The 13,444-nt window shown below is 69.5% G+C and carries 14 protein-coding genes and 1 pseudogene; 8 read left to right on the forward strand and 7 right to left on the reverse strand.

The features are described from left to right. The first annotated feature begins 7 nt into the window (after positions 1 to 7). Positions 8 to 502, forward strand: a complete 495-nt coding sequence (locus ACIA5C_RS21790; protein WP_396057243.1) for a Fur family transcriptional regulator — start codon at positions 8 to 10, stop codon at positions 500 to 502. Then, a complete protein-coding gene (gene katG, locus ACIA5C_RS21795; RefSeq protein WP_396057245.1) occupies positions 406 to 2,721 on the forward strand; it encodes a catalase/peroxidase HPI in 2,316 nt (771 codons plus the stop codon). Before ACIA5C_RS21790 ends, katG begins: the two co-directional genes overlap by 97 nt. A gap of 10 nt (positions 2,722 to 2,731) precedes the next feature. Here the strand turns inward: katG and ACIA5C_RS21800 are convergent, their stop codons facing one another. Genes ACIA5C_RS21800 through ACIA5C_RS21815 form a run of 4 tightly spaced genes read right to left on the reverse strand, consistent with a single transcriptional unit; the run spans position 2,732 to position 5,245 of the window. Further along, complete coding sequence (locus ACIA5C_RS21800; RefSeq protein WP_396057247.1) at positions 2,732 to 2,887, reverse strand: hypothetical protein; 156 nt, start codon at positions 2,885 to 2,887, stop codon at positions 2,732 to 2,734. Positions 2,888 to 2,917: 30 nt separating this feature from the next. Beyond that, on the reverse strand, positions 2,918 to 3,799 hold the full coding sequence (locus ACIA5C_RS21805; RefSeq protein ID WP_396057249.1) for an aldo/keto reductase: 882 nt from the start codon (positions 3,797 to 3,799) through the stop codon (positions 2,918 to 2,920). Continuing rightward, the gene (locus ACIA5C_RS21810) at positions 3,799 to 4,353 is read right to left on the reverse strand and encodes a TetR/AcrR family transcriptional regulator (protein WP_396057251.1); all 555 of its coding nucleotides are present in this window, start codon (positions 4,351 to 4,353) and stop codon (positions 3,799 to 3,801) included. Before ACIA5C_RS21810 ends, ACIA5C_RS21805 begins: the two co-directional genes overlap by 1 nt. Positions 4,354 to 4,399: 46 nt before the next feature. Continuing rightward, positions 4,400 to 5,245: an NAD(P)H-binding protein gene (locus ACIA5C_RS21815; RefSeq protein ID WP_396057253.1), complete on the reverse strand. Its 846-nt coding sequence runs from the start codon at positions 5,243 to 5,245 to the stop codon at positions 4,400 to 4,402. Positions 5,246 to 5,329: 84 nt separating this feature from the next. Here ACIA5C_RS21815 and ACIA5C_RS21820 point away from each other — a divergent pair, with 84 nt between their 5' ends. After that, positions 5,330 to 6,004, forward strand: a complete 675-nt coding sequence (locus ACIA5C_RS21820; RefSeq protein WP_396057255.1) for a TetR/AcrR family transcriptional regulator — start codon at positions 5,330 to 5,332, stop codon at positions 6,002 to 6,004. 197 nt (positions 6,005 to 6,201) lie between these two features. Continuing rightward, complete coding sequence (locus tag ACIA5C_RS21825; RefSeq protein WP_396057699.1) at positions 6,202 to 6,405, forward strand: cold-shock protein; 204 nt, start codon at positions 6,202 to 6,204, stop codon at positions 6,403 to 6,405. 271 nt (positions 6,406 to 6,676) lie between these two features. On the opposite strand, the gene ACIA5C_RS21830 is transcribed toward ACIA5C_RS21825, so the two are convergent. After that, positions 6,677 to 9,925 carry a TIM-barrel domain-containing protein gene (locus ACIA5C_RS21830; protein WP_396057257.1) on the reverse strand — a complete coding sequence of 1,083 codons (3,249 nt, stop codon included), beginning with the start codon at positions 9,923 to 9,925 and terminating at the stop codon, positions 6,677 to 6,679. Between the two features lie 414 nt (positions 9,926 to 10,339). Here ACIA5C_RS21830 and ACIA5C_RS21835 point away from each other — a divergent pair, with 414 nt between their 5' ends. Continuing rightward, positions 10,340 to 10,981 (forward strand): hypothetical protein, encoded by a 642-nt coding sequence (locus tag ACIA5C_RS21835; protein ID WP_396057259.1) that lies wholly within the window; start codon positions 10,340 to 10,342, stop codon positions 10,979 to 10,981. 231 nt (positions 10,982 to 11,212) lie between these two features. Here the strand turns inward: ACIA5C_RS21835 and ACIA5C_RS21840 are convergent, their stop codons facing one another. After that, positions 11,213 to 11,866 carry a LysR substrate-binding domain-containing protein gene (locus ACIA5C_RS21840; RefSeq protein WP_396057261.1) on the reverse strand — a complete coding sequence of 218 codons (654 nt, stop codon included), beginning with the start codon at positions 11,864 to 11,866 and terminating at the stop codon, positions 11,213 to 11,215. A 153-nt stretch (positions 11,867 to 12,019) separates the two neighbouring features. On the opposite strand from ACIA5C_RS21840, the gene ACIA5C_RS21845 reads away from it, so the two are divergent. The 3 genes from ACIA5C_RS21845 (at position 12,020) to ACIA5C_RS21855 (ending at position 13,219) form a co-directional block, all read left to right on the forward strand. Further along, complete coding sequence (locus tag ACIA5C_RS21845) at positions 12,020 to 12,151, forward strand: hypothetical protein (RefSeq protein ID WP_396057263.1); 132 nt, start codon at positions 12,020 to 12,022, stop codon at positions 12,149 to 12,151. Between the two features lie 87 nt (positions 12,152 to 12,238). Continuing rightward, positions 12,239 to 12,664 carry a dihydrofolate reductase family protein gene (locus tag ACIA5C_RS21850; RefSeq protein WP_396057265.1) on the forward strand — a complete coding sequence of 142 codons (426 nt, stop codon included), beginning with the start codon at positions 12,239 to 12,241 and terminating at the stop codon, positions 12,662 to 12,664. A 3-nt stretch (positions 12,665 to 12,667) separates the two neighbouring features. Beyond that, the gene (locus tag ACIA5C_RS21855; RefSeq protein ID WP_396057267.1) at positions 12,668 to 13,219 is read left to right on the forward strand and encodes a hypothetical protein; all 552 of its coding nucleotides are present in this window, start codon (positions 12,668 to 12,670) and stop codon (positions 13,217 to 13,219) included. 60 nt (positions 13,220 to 13,279) lie between these two features. On the opposite strand, the pseudogene ACIA5C_RS21860 reads toward ACIA5C_RS21855, so the two are convergent. Further along, positions 13,280 to 13,384, reverse strand: a pseudogene (locus ACIA5C_RS21860) (transposase); the annotation flags it as partial. Positions 13,385 to 13,444 lie beyond the last annotated feature (60 nt).

The raw sequence follows: 13,444 nt of genomic DNA on the forward strand, positions 1-13,444 counted from the left end.
CGGCCGCGTGCCGAAGCCGTCGCGGTTCGAGAGTGTGCTGCGCGAGGCCGGGCTGCGCGTCACGCGCCCCCGCCTCGCCGTGCTCGACGCCGTCCACGGCCACCCGCACGCCGACACCGACGCGATCCTCTCGGTGGTCCGCACCGAGCTGGGCGAGGTCTCCCAGCAGGCCGTCTACGACGTTCTCCACGCGCTGACCGCCGCTCGCCTGGTGCGCCGCTTCGAGCCGATGGGCTCGGCCGCGCGCTACGAGGCGCGGGTCGGCGACCACCATCACCACCTGGTCTGCCGCACCTGCGGCGACATCGTCGACGTCGACCACGCGGCCGGCGACACCAGCTGCCTGACCCCGGCCGGTGGCTCGGGCTACGAGGTCGACGAGACCGAAGTCATCTTCTGGGGCCGATGTGCCCCCTGTGTCGCCGAGTCCTCGGGACGCGCGACCGCCGATCAGCGCAGGCTCGACAGAGCCGACCCGCATCACCAGAAGGGGAAGGACTGACCGTGTCCGACGACAAAGATGTGACCGCGACGCCCAGCGAGAGCGAGAACCCGGAGATTCCGGCTCCTACCGTGAAGACGGGCGGCCGGCCGCACACCAACCGTGACTGGTGGCCCAACCAGCTCGACCTCTCGGTCCTGCACCGCCACTCGCCGAAGTCCAACCCGCTCGGCGAGGACTACAACTACCGCGAAGAGTTCAAGAAGCTCGACGTGGAGGCCCTGCGGCGCGACCTGGTCACGCTGATGACCGACTCGCAGTCCTGGTGGCCGGCCGACTGGGGCCACTACGGGCCGCTCTTCATCCGCATGAGCTGGCACGCGGCGGGCACCTACCGCACGTTCGACGGCCGCGGCGGCGGCGGCCAGGGCCAGCAGCGCTTCGCGCCGCTCAACAGCTGGCCCGACAACGCCAGCCTCGACAAGGCGCGCCGGCTGCTCTGGCCGGTCAAGCAGAAGTACGGCGACGCGGTCTCCTGGGCCGACCTGCTGGTCCTCGCCGGCAACGTGGCCTACGAGTCGATGGGCTTCAAGACTTTCGGCTTCGCGTTCGGCCGGCCCGACGTCTGGGAGCCCGAAGAGATCTTCTGGGGCCCCGAGGACACCTGGCTGGGCGACGAGCGCTACAGCGGCGACCGCGAGCTCGGCGAGTCGCTCGGTGCCGTGCAGATGGGCCTGATCTACGTCAACCCGGAGGGCCCCAACGGGCACCCGGAGGCGCTGGCCTCGGCCCGCGACATCCGCGAGACGTTCGGCCGCATGGCGATGAACGATGAGGAGACGGTGGCGCTGATCGTCGGCGGCCACACCGTCGGCAAGGCGCACGGCGCCCACAAGGCCGACCTCCTCGGCCCCGAGCCCGAGGGCGCCCCGATCGAGCAGCAGGGCCTCGGCTGGAAGAACGCGGCCGGCGCCGGCGTCGGTGCCGACGCGTTGACCAGCGGCCTCGAAGGCGCCTGGACCAACGCCCCGACGACCTGGGACAACGGCTTCCTCGACAACCTGTTCGGCTATGAGTGGGAGCTCACCGAGAGCCCGGCCGGCGCGAAGCAGTGGAAGCCGAAGGACGGCGCGGCGGCCGACGCGGTCCCCGACGCGCACGTCGAGGGCAAGCGGGTCGCCCCGATGATGCTCACCTCTGACCTCGCGCTCAAGGTCGACCCGATCTACGAGCGCATCGCCCGGCGCTTCTGGGAGCACCCGGAGGAGCTCGAGGCCGCGTTCGCCAAGGCCTGGTTCAAGCTTCTGCACCGCGACATGGGCCCGGTCTCGCGCTACCTCGGCCCGTGGATCCCGGCCGAGATCCAGATCTGGCAGGACCCGGTCCCCGCCGTCGACCACGACCTCGTCGACGCCGACGACGTGGCCGCCCTCAAGGCGAAGGTGCTCGAGGCCGGCCTGACCGTCTCCCAGCTGGTCTCGACCGCCTGGGCGTCGGCCGCCAGCTTCCGCACCACCGACAAGCGGGGCGGCGCCAACGGCGCCCGCATCCGGCTCACGCCGCAGAAGGACTGGGAGGCCAACAACCCGGCCGAGCTGTCCACCGTGCTGGGCAAGCTCGAGCAGGTGCAGCAGGAGTTCAACGCCGCGCAGACCGGCAAGAAGATCTCGCTGGCCGACCTGATCGTGCTCGCCGGTGGCGCGGCGGTCGAGAAGGCCGCCCGCGACGCCGGTGTCGAGATCACCGTCCCGTTCGCGCCGGGCCGCACCGACGCGAGCCAGGAGCAGACCGAGGTCGACTCGTTCGCGTTCCTCGAGCCCCGCGCCGACGGCTTCCGCAACTACCTGCGCGCGGGCGAGAAGCTGTCGCCCGAGACGCTGCTGCTCGACCGGGCGTACATGCTCAACCTGACCGCCCCCGAGATGACCGTGCTGGTCGGTGGCCTGCGGGCCCTCGGCTCCGACTACGGCCAGTCGAAGCACGGCGTCTTCACCACCCGGCCGGGCGTGCTGACGAACGACTTCTTCGTCAACCTGCTCGACATGGGCACGGAGTGGAAGACGGCGACGGCCAACGAGAACGAGTACGTCGGCACCGACCGCGCCACCGGCCAGGAGAAGTGGACCGCGACCGCGGTCGACCTGGTCTTCGGCTCGCACTCCCAGCTGCGCGCCCTGGCCGAGGTCTACGCCGCGCAGCCCGCGCAGGCCCGCTTCGTCCGCGACTTCGTGGCTGCCTGGGACAAGGTCATGACCCTCGACCGGTTCGACCTCGCGTAAGTGGTTTTCGTCAGGCCGGCCGCTTTCCGCGGCCGGCCTTCCGCTTCAGGCGCACCACCACGAAGATCAGCACCGCCGCGGCGATCACCTCAAGGCGGCGCCGGCACCCCGACTCGACGAACACGGTGAGGGCCACCCCGAGGTACCCGAACCGCGTCACGAACACCGAACAAGCCTAGGTGTTCGAGGCCATGGGTCAGCCCAGGGTCACCTGGTTGGACCGGGACTCGACGGCGTCGAGGGCCGTCGTTTCGAGGGCGATCGTGCTCGCCGCCACGTTGGCCTCGAGGTGGGCCGGGTCGGCGGTGCCGGGGATCAGCAGCACGTTCGGGGCGTGGTGCAGCAGCCAGGCCAGGCCGATCTGGGACGGGGTGACCGCCAGCTTTTCGGCCACTACGTGCACGGCAGGCTCGTCGGTCACCTTGGGCACGGCCGGGAAGGCGCCGCCGAGCGGGAAGAACGGCACCCAGGCGATGCCGCCGGCCACGCAGAATTGCAGCGTGTCCTCGTCGTCGCGGGAGACCAGGCTGTAGGCGTTCTGCACGCAGGCGATGCCGGCCGGGGCGGCCTGCTTGAGGCCGTCCAGGGTCACGCTGCTCAGCCCGATCGCGCCGATTTTGCCGGCGTCGCGCAGTGCGGTCATCACGGCGAGCTGGTCGTCGAGGTCGACGACCTGGTCACCCTGGGGTCGCAGGCCGGGGCCGGTGTCGAGGCGGCGGAGATTGACCACCGCGAGCTGGTCGACGCCGAGGCTGCGCAGATTGTCGTCGACGCTGGCCCGCAGCTGCTCGGGCCGCTGGGCCGGGCGCAGCGGAAGCCGGCCGCCGGGGTCGGGGTCGGCGCCGACCTTCGTGACGACCAGGACGTCGTCGTCCGGCCGCAGCGCCTCGCGGATCACGTCGTTGGCGAACCCGAACCCGTAGAACTCGGCCGTGTCGATGTGGTCGACGCCCAGTTCGACCGCCCGGCGCAGCAGGGCGATCGCGTCGTCGCGGCGGTCGTGCAGGCGGGGGAGCTGCGCCGCGCCATATCCGACCCGGAAGACGTCCCGGCCGGCCAGCGGTGCGGTGTGGTTCATCAGATGGTCTCCTCGGTCGGTGATTGCAGGCCGGCCGCCAGCAGCTGGGCCAGGTAGAGCGCGGACACGCGCTCGGCGATCGGCTTCGCCCGCTCGCGGGCGGCGGCCGGCTTCTCGTGCTCGACCTTGACCAGCCACGCGGTGACGCAGTCGCGCAGCATCGCCCGGGTGCGTTCGATCATGTCGACCACGATCGCCCGGATCGCCGGGTCGGTGGTGGCCTCGCCCCACGTCTGCACGGCGACCCGGGCGGCGGCCGGATCTTTGCTCGCGACGAGCCTCGCCAGCAGCTCGTCCGGGTCGGGCGGGGCGTCGCTCGCGACCCACTCGTCGATGACGGCGGCCCGCTCGGACAGGGCCCGGCGGGCGGCCGCCTGCACCAGTTCGGCCTTGCTGCGGTAATGGGTGTAGATCGACCCGGGCGACAACCCGGATTCGGCCGTGATGTCGGCGATCGAGGTGCGCTCCAGTCCGCTGCGGCTGAAGCAGCGCATGGCCGCCTCGGCGATCTGCGTGCGCCGGAGCTCCTTGCGCGCGTCGGTCAGTCTCGGCACCAGGTCTCCTTCAAACAGAGCTATCGCTCTGTTTGTGGCAACACTATCAGGAGGCGGCGAGCAGCTCGGCGACCGTCTGCGGTTCGCGACCGAGCAGTTCGGCCAGGAGCGGGCTCGTTCCGGCGAAGCCGCCGGCCCGGGCGGCCTGGAACGTCGAGAGCAGGAACCGGGCCATGAACTCGGACGTTCCGCCGGCCATCAGCGAGGCGACCCACTCCTCGTCGTCCACCACCACCCGCTTGATTTCGTGGCCGGCGAGCGAGGAGGCGGTCGCGGCGATGTCGTCGAACGTCACGGCGGAAGCGGCGGTGAGCGTGACCGGCCCGTCGAGCTTTCGTGTGGCCAGGATGACCGCCGCCGCCTCGGCCGCGTCGGCGCGGGACGTCCACGAGACCGGTCCGTCGGCGGGTGCGGCGATGACGCCGGTCGAGCGCCACGGCCCGAGCAGCCAGTCGAGCGTGTGGGCGTAGAAGCCGTTCCGCAGCGAGGTCCAGGCGACGCCCGACGCGGCGAGCAGCTGCTCGGTGGCCAGGTGGTCGCGGGCCGGCGGGAACGGGCTCGAGGCGCCCACGTGCTGGTGGCTGGTGTAGAGGATGCGCGAGGCGCCGGCGGCCACCGCGGCGTCGATCGCGGTGCGGTGGAGCGATATCTGGTCGGCGGCCGGGTCGTTCGACGACACCAGCAGCACCTGGTCGGCGCCGGCGAAGGAGTCGCGCAGGGCGGCCGGGTCGTCGTACGAACCGCGCCGCACCCGCACCCCGCGGTCGGCGAAGTGCTGGGCCTTGGCGACGTCGCGCACGCTGACGCCGATCGAGGAGGCCGGCACGCGGGACAGCAGGTGTTCGACCGTGGCGCCATTGAGCGCGCCGGTGGCACCGGTGATGACGATCATGAGTTCTCCCGATGTGATCGTTGATAACAAGACCACGTTAGCAGTGGAATCAAGCCGATAACAAAACCTGTTATCTTCGTTAACATGCCGGACGATCGCCGCACCAACCTGATCGAAGTCGCCGCCCAACTACTGGCGTCCGGCGGCCCCGAGGCGGTCACCACCCGGTCGGTGGCGCTGGCCGCCGGGGTGCAGGCGCCGACGATCTACCGGCTGTTCGGCGACAAGAACGGGCTGCTCGACGCCGTCGTCGAGCACGGACTCGCCAACTACGTCGACCAGAAGCACCTCGACCCCGGCGCCGACCCGGTCGAGTCGCTGCGTGCGGGGTGGGACCTGCACGTCGGCTTCGGGCTGGCCAACCCGGCACTCTTCCGGCTGATGCACACCGCCCTCGGCACGCCGGACGGGCAGGCCGCCGCCGAGCGGGGCACCCGGGTGCTCCGCGAGCGCATCCGCCGGGTCGCCGCCGCGGGCCGCCTGCGGGTTTCCGAGCGGAGGGCCGAGGAACTGGTCCGCGCGGCCGGCACGGGAGTGGTGTTCACGCTCATCGAGCAGCCCGCCGGCGAGCGTGACGAGGGCCTGTCCACCGCGGCCTGGGAGTCGGTCTGCGGGGTCGTCCTCACCGGCGACCGGCCGCCGACCGGCACCGGTCCGGCGGCGGCCGCGGTGACCCTGCGCGCGGCGCTGCCCGACCTGACCGAGTTCACCCCCGCCGAGCGTCAGCTGCTCGACGAGTGGCTGAACCGCCTGGGATGAGCGGCGCCGTGCGGCGAGGCCGTGATACGGTGACCTCGTTGCAGTTTTGGTTTCCACAGACGTTTACGGCGCCTGACGGGTTATCTGAACCCATCGGGCGCTTTTCGTTTTTTGTGTCGGTTCCGACGCGGGTGATCAACGCGGTGGCGCGCGAGATTGCGCAGGGCGATCTCGAAGAGCTCACAAGGGGAGCAGACATGGTTGAAGGCACCGTGAAGTGGTTCAACGGCGACAAGGGCTTCGGCTTCATCAGCCCGGACGGTGGCGGCGCCGACGTGTTCGCCCATTTCTCGGCGATCTCGGCCAGCGGTTTCCGCAGCCTCGAAGAAAATCAGCGGGTGCAGTTCGACATCACCCAGGGCCCGAAGGGCCCCCAGGCGGCGGACATCCGCCCGCTCTGATCCACGCTCTGCCACGGCGGCCCGACTGGTTCAGCGGGCCGCCGTTCGGCGTTTCACCCCTCGGTCAGTTCAGGTTCGTAGTGTTTCCCGGAAAGGCGCCGCATGGCTGCCATCACCACGCCAGACCCGCAGTTTCTTCCCCCGCCCACTGCGCGGGAAGAAAAGCCGCCGCCGCGCGCCTCCGACCGCGGTGAGGCCGCGATGGATCGGCTGCGTCATCCGTTTGCACCCCTCGCCGAGCAGGATTCACCCGGCGAGGGTTCGGCCCACCTCAGCTGACGGTGAAACTGAACGTGTAGGGCTTGGCGATCGGCACCCCGTCCGAAACGGCGCTGTTGACCTGGGAGACGACGCCCGAATAGGAACCGGCCGGCAGTGGTGCGGCCGGAGTCCAGACCAGCGTGCCCGGGTCGGTCTCGGCGACCGTGCCGGACACCGCGCCCGCCGGCCCGGTCACCGTCACCGCACCCGCGTAGTCCGCGCCCGACGGCTGGATGTCGCGTTGGAACTTCACCGTGACGGCGTTCGCGGCAGCGGCGGTCGAGACCACGAGCGGATCCCTCCAGAACTGGATCGCCCGGTGAATGTCCGGAGTGGACGGATCGGTCGAGGTGTCGTCGACCAGCATCGTGTGCGTGATGCCGCCGTCGATGGTGACGCCGCGGTTGTTGGTGCCGGTGATCGAGCCCCACTCCTCGACCGTCTCCCAGCTGCCGCGGGTGTACTTGTACTGCACATCCGTACCGTCCAGGATGGACACCGTGGCTTCCCAGATGCCGTTGCCCCGATAGGTCATCGGCTGCTTGGCCGGATCCCACGGCCCGAGCTGGGCGATGCTGCCGGGCACGTACAGCGTGGCGTCGGGCGGCGTGCCCGGCGGCGCCGCCACCCGGAAGGTCACCGCGACCGGGCGAAGGGGCACGGTGAGAGCGGCGGGCAGGCTCGCCGCGGTTCCATCCGGATTCTTGTACGCGACGTGGGCTGTCACATTCGCACTACGGGGTGACGGGCCCGACGGGACCACGTCGTAGGTCGCGGTGAAAGTGGCTCCCGGCGCGAGGGCCGCCGCCGTGGTCGCCCCGCGCGGCGTGACGACCCAACCGGCGGGCGCGTCGACCGTGGCCGCCACGTTCGTGACCGTACCCGGCCCGCTGTTGTGCGCGGTCGTCACCAGGGTGCTCTTCGCGCCCGACTGCAGCCCGTCCGGGGCGGTGAAGTTGACGTCGACGGCCGGTTGCTGGCCGAGCGTCAGGGCCGCGCCGTCGTGCGCCACGGTCACCCGCCGGCCGGACGCCACCGCCGGAACGGTCACGGTCAGCAGGTGCTTCGCCCCGGCGTACGTCCATGGAGCCGGCCGTCCGTCCACGGTGACCACGTGGGGTTTGCTCACGTCGGCGAAAGCGACGGTGTAGCTCCGGGAAGCCGGCGCGCCCGGGTAGCCGCCGACGACCGGCCCGACGGTCATCGACGAGAACCGGCCCTCGTTGTAGCGCACCGGAATCCGCGCCGACTGGCCGGTCCGGTAAGCGAGGCCGTCACCGGCGTCCTCGTACACCGAAATTTGGCCGGAAGCGTGCGGATAGGCAGTGAGGGTGAGCTGCGCATGGTTTTGATGGGCGACGTTCACCGAACCGTCGCGCTGCGCGAGAATGCCGCCCGCCCGCACATAGACCGGCATGTGCGACGGCGTCGCCGAGACCGTGCGGGTGGCCGGGCCACGGAACGTCTCGCCGGTGAAGAAATCGGTCCAGGTGCCGGGCGGGAACCAGACCGAACCGGTGGTCGAAAGCCCCGGCGTCGTGACCGGCGCGACCAGCAGCGAATCGCCGAGCGTGTATTCCGTGTCGTGCTGGTAGGCCTGATCCTGCCCGGGCCAGGTCAGGTAGAGCGCCCGGGTCATAGGCAGGCCGGTGTCGTAGTTCTGTCGCGCGGCCGTGTAAAGGTAAGGAACCAGCGACTCGCGCAGCCGCAGGAAGTCGGCCGCCGGGCCGCTTACCGCGTCGGAATACTCCCAGGGCAGCCGGTCGCCGTGGTCCGAGTGCAGCCGCAGGATCGGCTGGAAGGCGGCGAGCTGGATCCACCGCAGGTAGAGGTCGTCGCTGTCGTGCTTGCCGGCGAAACTGCCGATGTCGTGACTGACGTACGACTGGCCGATGCTCGCGCCCTCGCCCGGTGTCATCGCGGCGGCGAAGGCCAGCGTGGCGAAGTTGGCCTCGGTGTCGCCGGTGAAGTGGACGGTGCTGCGGTGCTCGGCCCACGGACCGGAGGCGCCGACCGTCGTGTAGGCCGGGAACGACGAGCCGATCCGGGAGAGGGCGAAGCCACGCAGGCCGCGGGCCTCGCCGTCCCGCCGGTACAGCTCGTTGACCCAGCTGTCCGGGGTGACGCCGGGGGTGCTCACGGTGCTGTCGTCGCAGCAGTAGTCGAGCCACCACTGGCGTACGCCGTCCTTCTCGAACGGCTGGTGCAGCTGCTCGAAGGCGGCCGCCTGGTCGGGGTCGCCCCAGTCGAAGCGGTACGGATCGGGGGCGAAACTGTTCGTCGAAGGCTGCAGCTTGCCCTTGGCCGTGGCTTGCGCCTGCGCGAACTTGGGGTCGTCCCCGCTGATCGCCGCGTGCACGTTGAGGGTGAGGTTGATCCCGCGCTTCTGAAGGTCCTTGATGAAGGCCGCCGGATCGGGGAACAGGCTGCTGTTCCAGTTCCAGCCCGCCCACTGGTTGGGCGCCTTCCAGTCGGTGTCGGCGACCAGCGAGTCGAGCGGCACCTGGTGCTGCTGGAAGGCCGGCAGCAGCGACGTCTCGTAGTCGTTCGTGCTGTACGCGTTGTACTTCGAGAACCAGGTGCCGAACGCCCACTCCGGCGGCAGCACCGACGGCCCGGTCAGCGTCCGCAGATCCTTGAGGGCCTGCGTGTAGTCGTGGCCGTAGCCGAAGAGGTAACCGTCCTGATAGGCGCTCGTACGCGCGGGCCGGGGCGCGACCCAGTTGTCGGCGGTCTTCACGGCGGTGGCGGTGTCGTCGAGCAGGTACCAGCCGTCCTTGTCGAGCAGCCCCGGGTGCAGAGTGAGCTGGTCGACCGGTCCGGCCTGCCCGGCGTAGTAGTCCAGGCCGCGGTACCAGCCGCCCAGCGTGTTGCCCGGCTGGGTCTTGAAGTCGGGGTGAATCCGGGTCCGGCCCAGATCGAGCGTGGTGTTGGCCGCGCCGACCGGGCCGCTGTCCAGCTTGTAGCGAAGGGTGACCGCGCTGGTGCGCACGTTGAGCTCGCCCTTTTCCACGCGAGCCTGGAACCACGTACGTCCCGGACTGCGGTCGACCGCGTTGAACGTCGGCCGGTCCTCGAAACGGTCGTCGGCGGCGTACTCCAGCCGCAGCAGCGTCGGGCTGAGCACCTGCACCCGCAGATGACCGGCCCGCACGGTCTGTCCTTTTATGTCGGCCGGCTTGGGCGCGGCCAGCGCCGTCCCCGGCACGGTGACCAGCCCCAACAGCACGGCAGCAAGCACGGAGAGCCTGCGGATCACAACGACGCCCCCTAGATCGAGTAACACACCCGACACATAGCGTCGTTCAGCCTCGATCGCACCGGTCAAGGTGTCAATAGCCCAGCGTCGATACTGGCCGCACGGATAGCATGTCGTGCCGGAGACGCCGGTCGTCGCCCAGCGTCGAGCATGGCTCGGCATGTTCTCGCTGGGGTCGCTGCGTTCGTGGCGCTGTCGGGGTGCCACGGCAGCGACGACAAGAAGCCGGAAGTCCGGGTGACTCAGGACGTGCTCTGCAACAAGTAACCCTTTCGTGGAGAAATAGCGCGACGCTTGCCGCTCGATAACTGACACGAAAGGGGTGTCGCATTCCTGACAGCGCCATTCGGTAAAGAATCCATGGCGCGGGGAATGCTGCTTCGGCACAGGCGCCGCGCCGAGGGAGGTCTTTCTATGATCGCGTCGATCTCACTCAGCGATATCATAGTCAGTGTTATAGGCGCCCTCGGTGCCGTCGCCGCAGCCATTATTCAGCATTGGATCTCGAAGCGTCCTCCGCCAACGGCATCGGGCGCCCAGCCAAGCAGCCTGACCGTCACTCGCAGACGCTATCTTGTGGCTTGGAGGCTGGTGGCAGCGCTGTCGCTCGTCGTCGCGGTCCTCGCGGCCATGCAGGTCTATCAGGGCCTGACTCGCCAACCGGTCACGGTGGAGATACGGACACCGACCGAGAACGAACCGGTCGACGGTCAGAGGTACGGCGGGTTGGAAGCGACCGTGAACTCGGTGCCTCCCGGCTTCGAAATCACCATCGTCGTCTATGACACCAACTCGCACCGATACAATCCGTCGGACAAGCTGTGCGATTTACAAAGAGCCAATCATCTCAAGTGCACCGATATTTATCTTGGTAAAGACGGGACGCTGACGAAGGCACAGAACTTCGTGATCGAGATCGTAGGCATCACTGCTGACGCAAAGAAGGATTTCGAGGCATACAACCGGACGGCGGTCGAGCAAAAATATCCTGGCCTCGTGACACTTCCCGCCGGAGTATTGATTATCGGCGAGAGAGGCGTGGTGCGGCGATCCTGACCGCACCCCTCACTCATGCGGCGGCCGCTGGGCGCGGCGTGGCTGTCGAGGAGTGGCTGGCGGAGTTCGAAACCGGGGTTCGCGGCGATCGCGGGTCGGTTCGGCCGGGTGGAGCCGCGTCGGCAGGCGCGGGCGTTTCCGCCCACGCCCGATTCATCGCCAACAGCGCCGCCGCAGGCACCGAGCCCGCGCCAAGACCAGCCACTTCCACCGACGGGGCGACGCCATCCGTCAAACGGCATCTACATAACGACCCGGGCTGTCGTACTGACCGAGTTTCTTCGCGGCTGCTGCCAGGATCTCGATCAGCGCGGTCGTGGCGGGTGGGTCCGGCGGGTCGCCGTACGTGGCGGCGTAGATCTGGCGCGGGCGGTCGGTGAGTGCTGTGGCGTGGACGCTCGGCGCCCGGTGGGCATGCAACGCGAGTCCGTTGACGATCGCGACGCCCATTCCGGCGGCCACCACGGCCTGGGCGATGACGGTGTCGTCGCAGGTGAAGGCAATGCGCGGGGAGAAGCCGGCGCGCTCGCAGGCCGCGATCGTGGCGGCTCTGCAGCGTTCGCAGCCGCCGACCCAGGCGGAGTCACGGTGGTCCTGCAGACGCTGATGGGGTCGGTCACTGATGAGGTAGAGAGGGTCGTCCAGCAGGTGGGTGAGCCGGAACCCGTCCTCCTCGGTGGGCGGAGCGTCGGCGTTCCGGAAGATCAGTGCGATGTCGACGTGTCCGGAACGCAGCATGTCCAGCCCTTCGGCCGGATGGGCGTCGACGAGGTTCAGCTCGATGCCCGGGTGCGACCGGCGCAGCTCGGCGGCCGCCTTCGGTACGAGCGTGCTGAGGACCGTTTGGAAACCGGCGAGTCGTACCGGGCCGGCGCGAAGGCCCACCCGGGCGGCCAGCTCGACCGATGCGGCGTTCAGCCGCCCGAGGATCTCGGTCGCCCGCTGCGCCAGCTCTTGGCAATTTTGACATTGGACGTCATGACCGTGGGAAGGCCATCGTCAGGACACAACCGCCGAAGTAAGCGAAGGAGCAGCGCCATGTCACTCGCCCGCGTCCAGAACTTCTCCATCTCACTCGACGGCTTCGGTACCGGCGAAGGTCAGAGCCGCGACGCACACTTCGGTCACGCCGGGGACAGCCTGCACGAGTGGATGTTCGCTACCAGGTAGTGGTGCGGCCTCGACGAGCCAGGCGGTAGTGGCGGCGTCGACGACGTCTTCGCCCAGCAGTTCGATGGAGGGATCGGCGCCGAGATCATGGGTGCCGGGAAGTGGGGCTACCCCGGATGGCACGAGGACCCGGACTGGAAGGGCGCGTGGGGTCCGAACCCGCCGTTCCACACACCCGTCTTCGTCCTCACCCATCACACGCGCCCGTCGATCGAGATGGAGGGCGGTACCACCTTCCACTTCCTGGACGCCCCGGCCGCCGAGGCGCTCAAGGCGGCCCGTGAGGCCGCGGGCGGGCAGGATGTCCGCATCGGCGGCGGCCCAACCATGATCCGAGACTTCCTGGCCGCCCGGCTCGTCGACCACATGCACGTCGCGGTGGTCCCGATCCTGCTCGGCCGGGGCGTACGCCTCTGGACCGGGCTCGAGGGCCTCGAGAAGGATTACCGGGTCGAGGCCACCTCCTCGCCGAGCGGCGTCACCCATCTGACGTTCACCCGTGCGGGGGTCTGAGCCGTGCTGCAGACCTTCATCGACGACATCGGGCTCGTGGTCGGCAGCAGCGACGACCAGCACGAGATCACGAAGCGGGTCGCGCAGCGGCTGTCCGCCCTTCTGGCCGGCGGCTTCCGACTTCCGCCGGAGTTTGTCCGACCATCGCCGGACCGCCACGTCACGTACCGGCTCTACGTCGCTCCCGACGACCGCTGGTGCCTGGCGTCCGTGGTCTGGAACGTGGGTCAACGCACGCCCGTGCACGGACACGAGACCTGGGGCGTCGTCGGGATCTACGCGGGAGCCGAACGCGAGATCCGCTACCTCAAGCCCGTCGCCGCGGTCGGCCGAGCCCTGACCCCGGCCGGCGAGCACGTGTGGGAACGCGGGCAAGTCACCGTGTGCTGCACAACCGACGACGACGTCCACGCGGTCGCCGCCGTCGGCAAGGAGCCCACCGTCGGGATCCACGTCTACGGCGGCAACATCGGCACTGTCAACCGGCCGTCGTACGATCCGGCCACCGGAGCAGTCCAGTGGTTCGTCTCCGGTTGGGATGCGACCGCAGCCTGACGAAATCGGCCCCTCGGCGATCCGGATCTGCCCGCGCAGCTCGTCGAGGATCCGCTCGATGACCCCGCGTTCCTTCCACTGCCGGAACCAGCCGTAGACGGTCTGCCGGGACGGGAAGTCGACCGGCAGCTGCCGCCAGGAACACCCGGACCGGTCGATGTGCAAGCACCCTGACGACCCACCAGACCATCAGGCACTCCCAAAAGGACGCCGTTCGGCACCTCG

Source organism: Actinoplanes sp. NPDC051343 (genome assembly GCF_044455125.1).
In the GTDB taxonomy this organism is placed as follows: domain Bacteria; phylum Actinomycetota; class Actinomycetes; order Mycobacteriales; family Micromonosporaceae; genus Actinoplanes.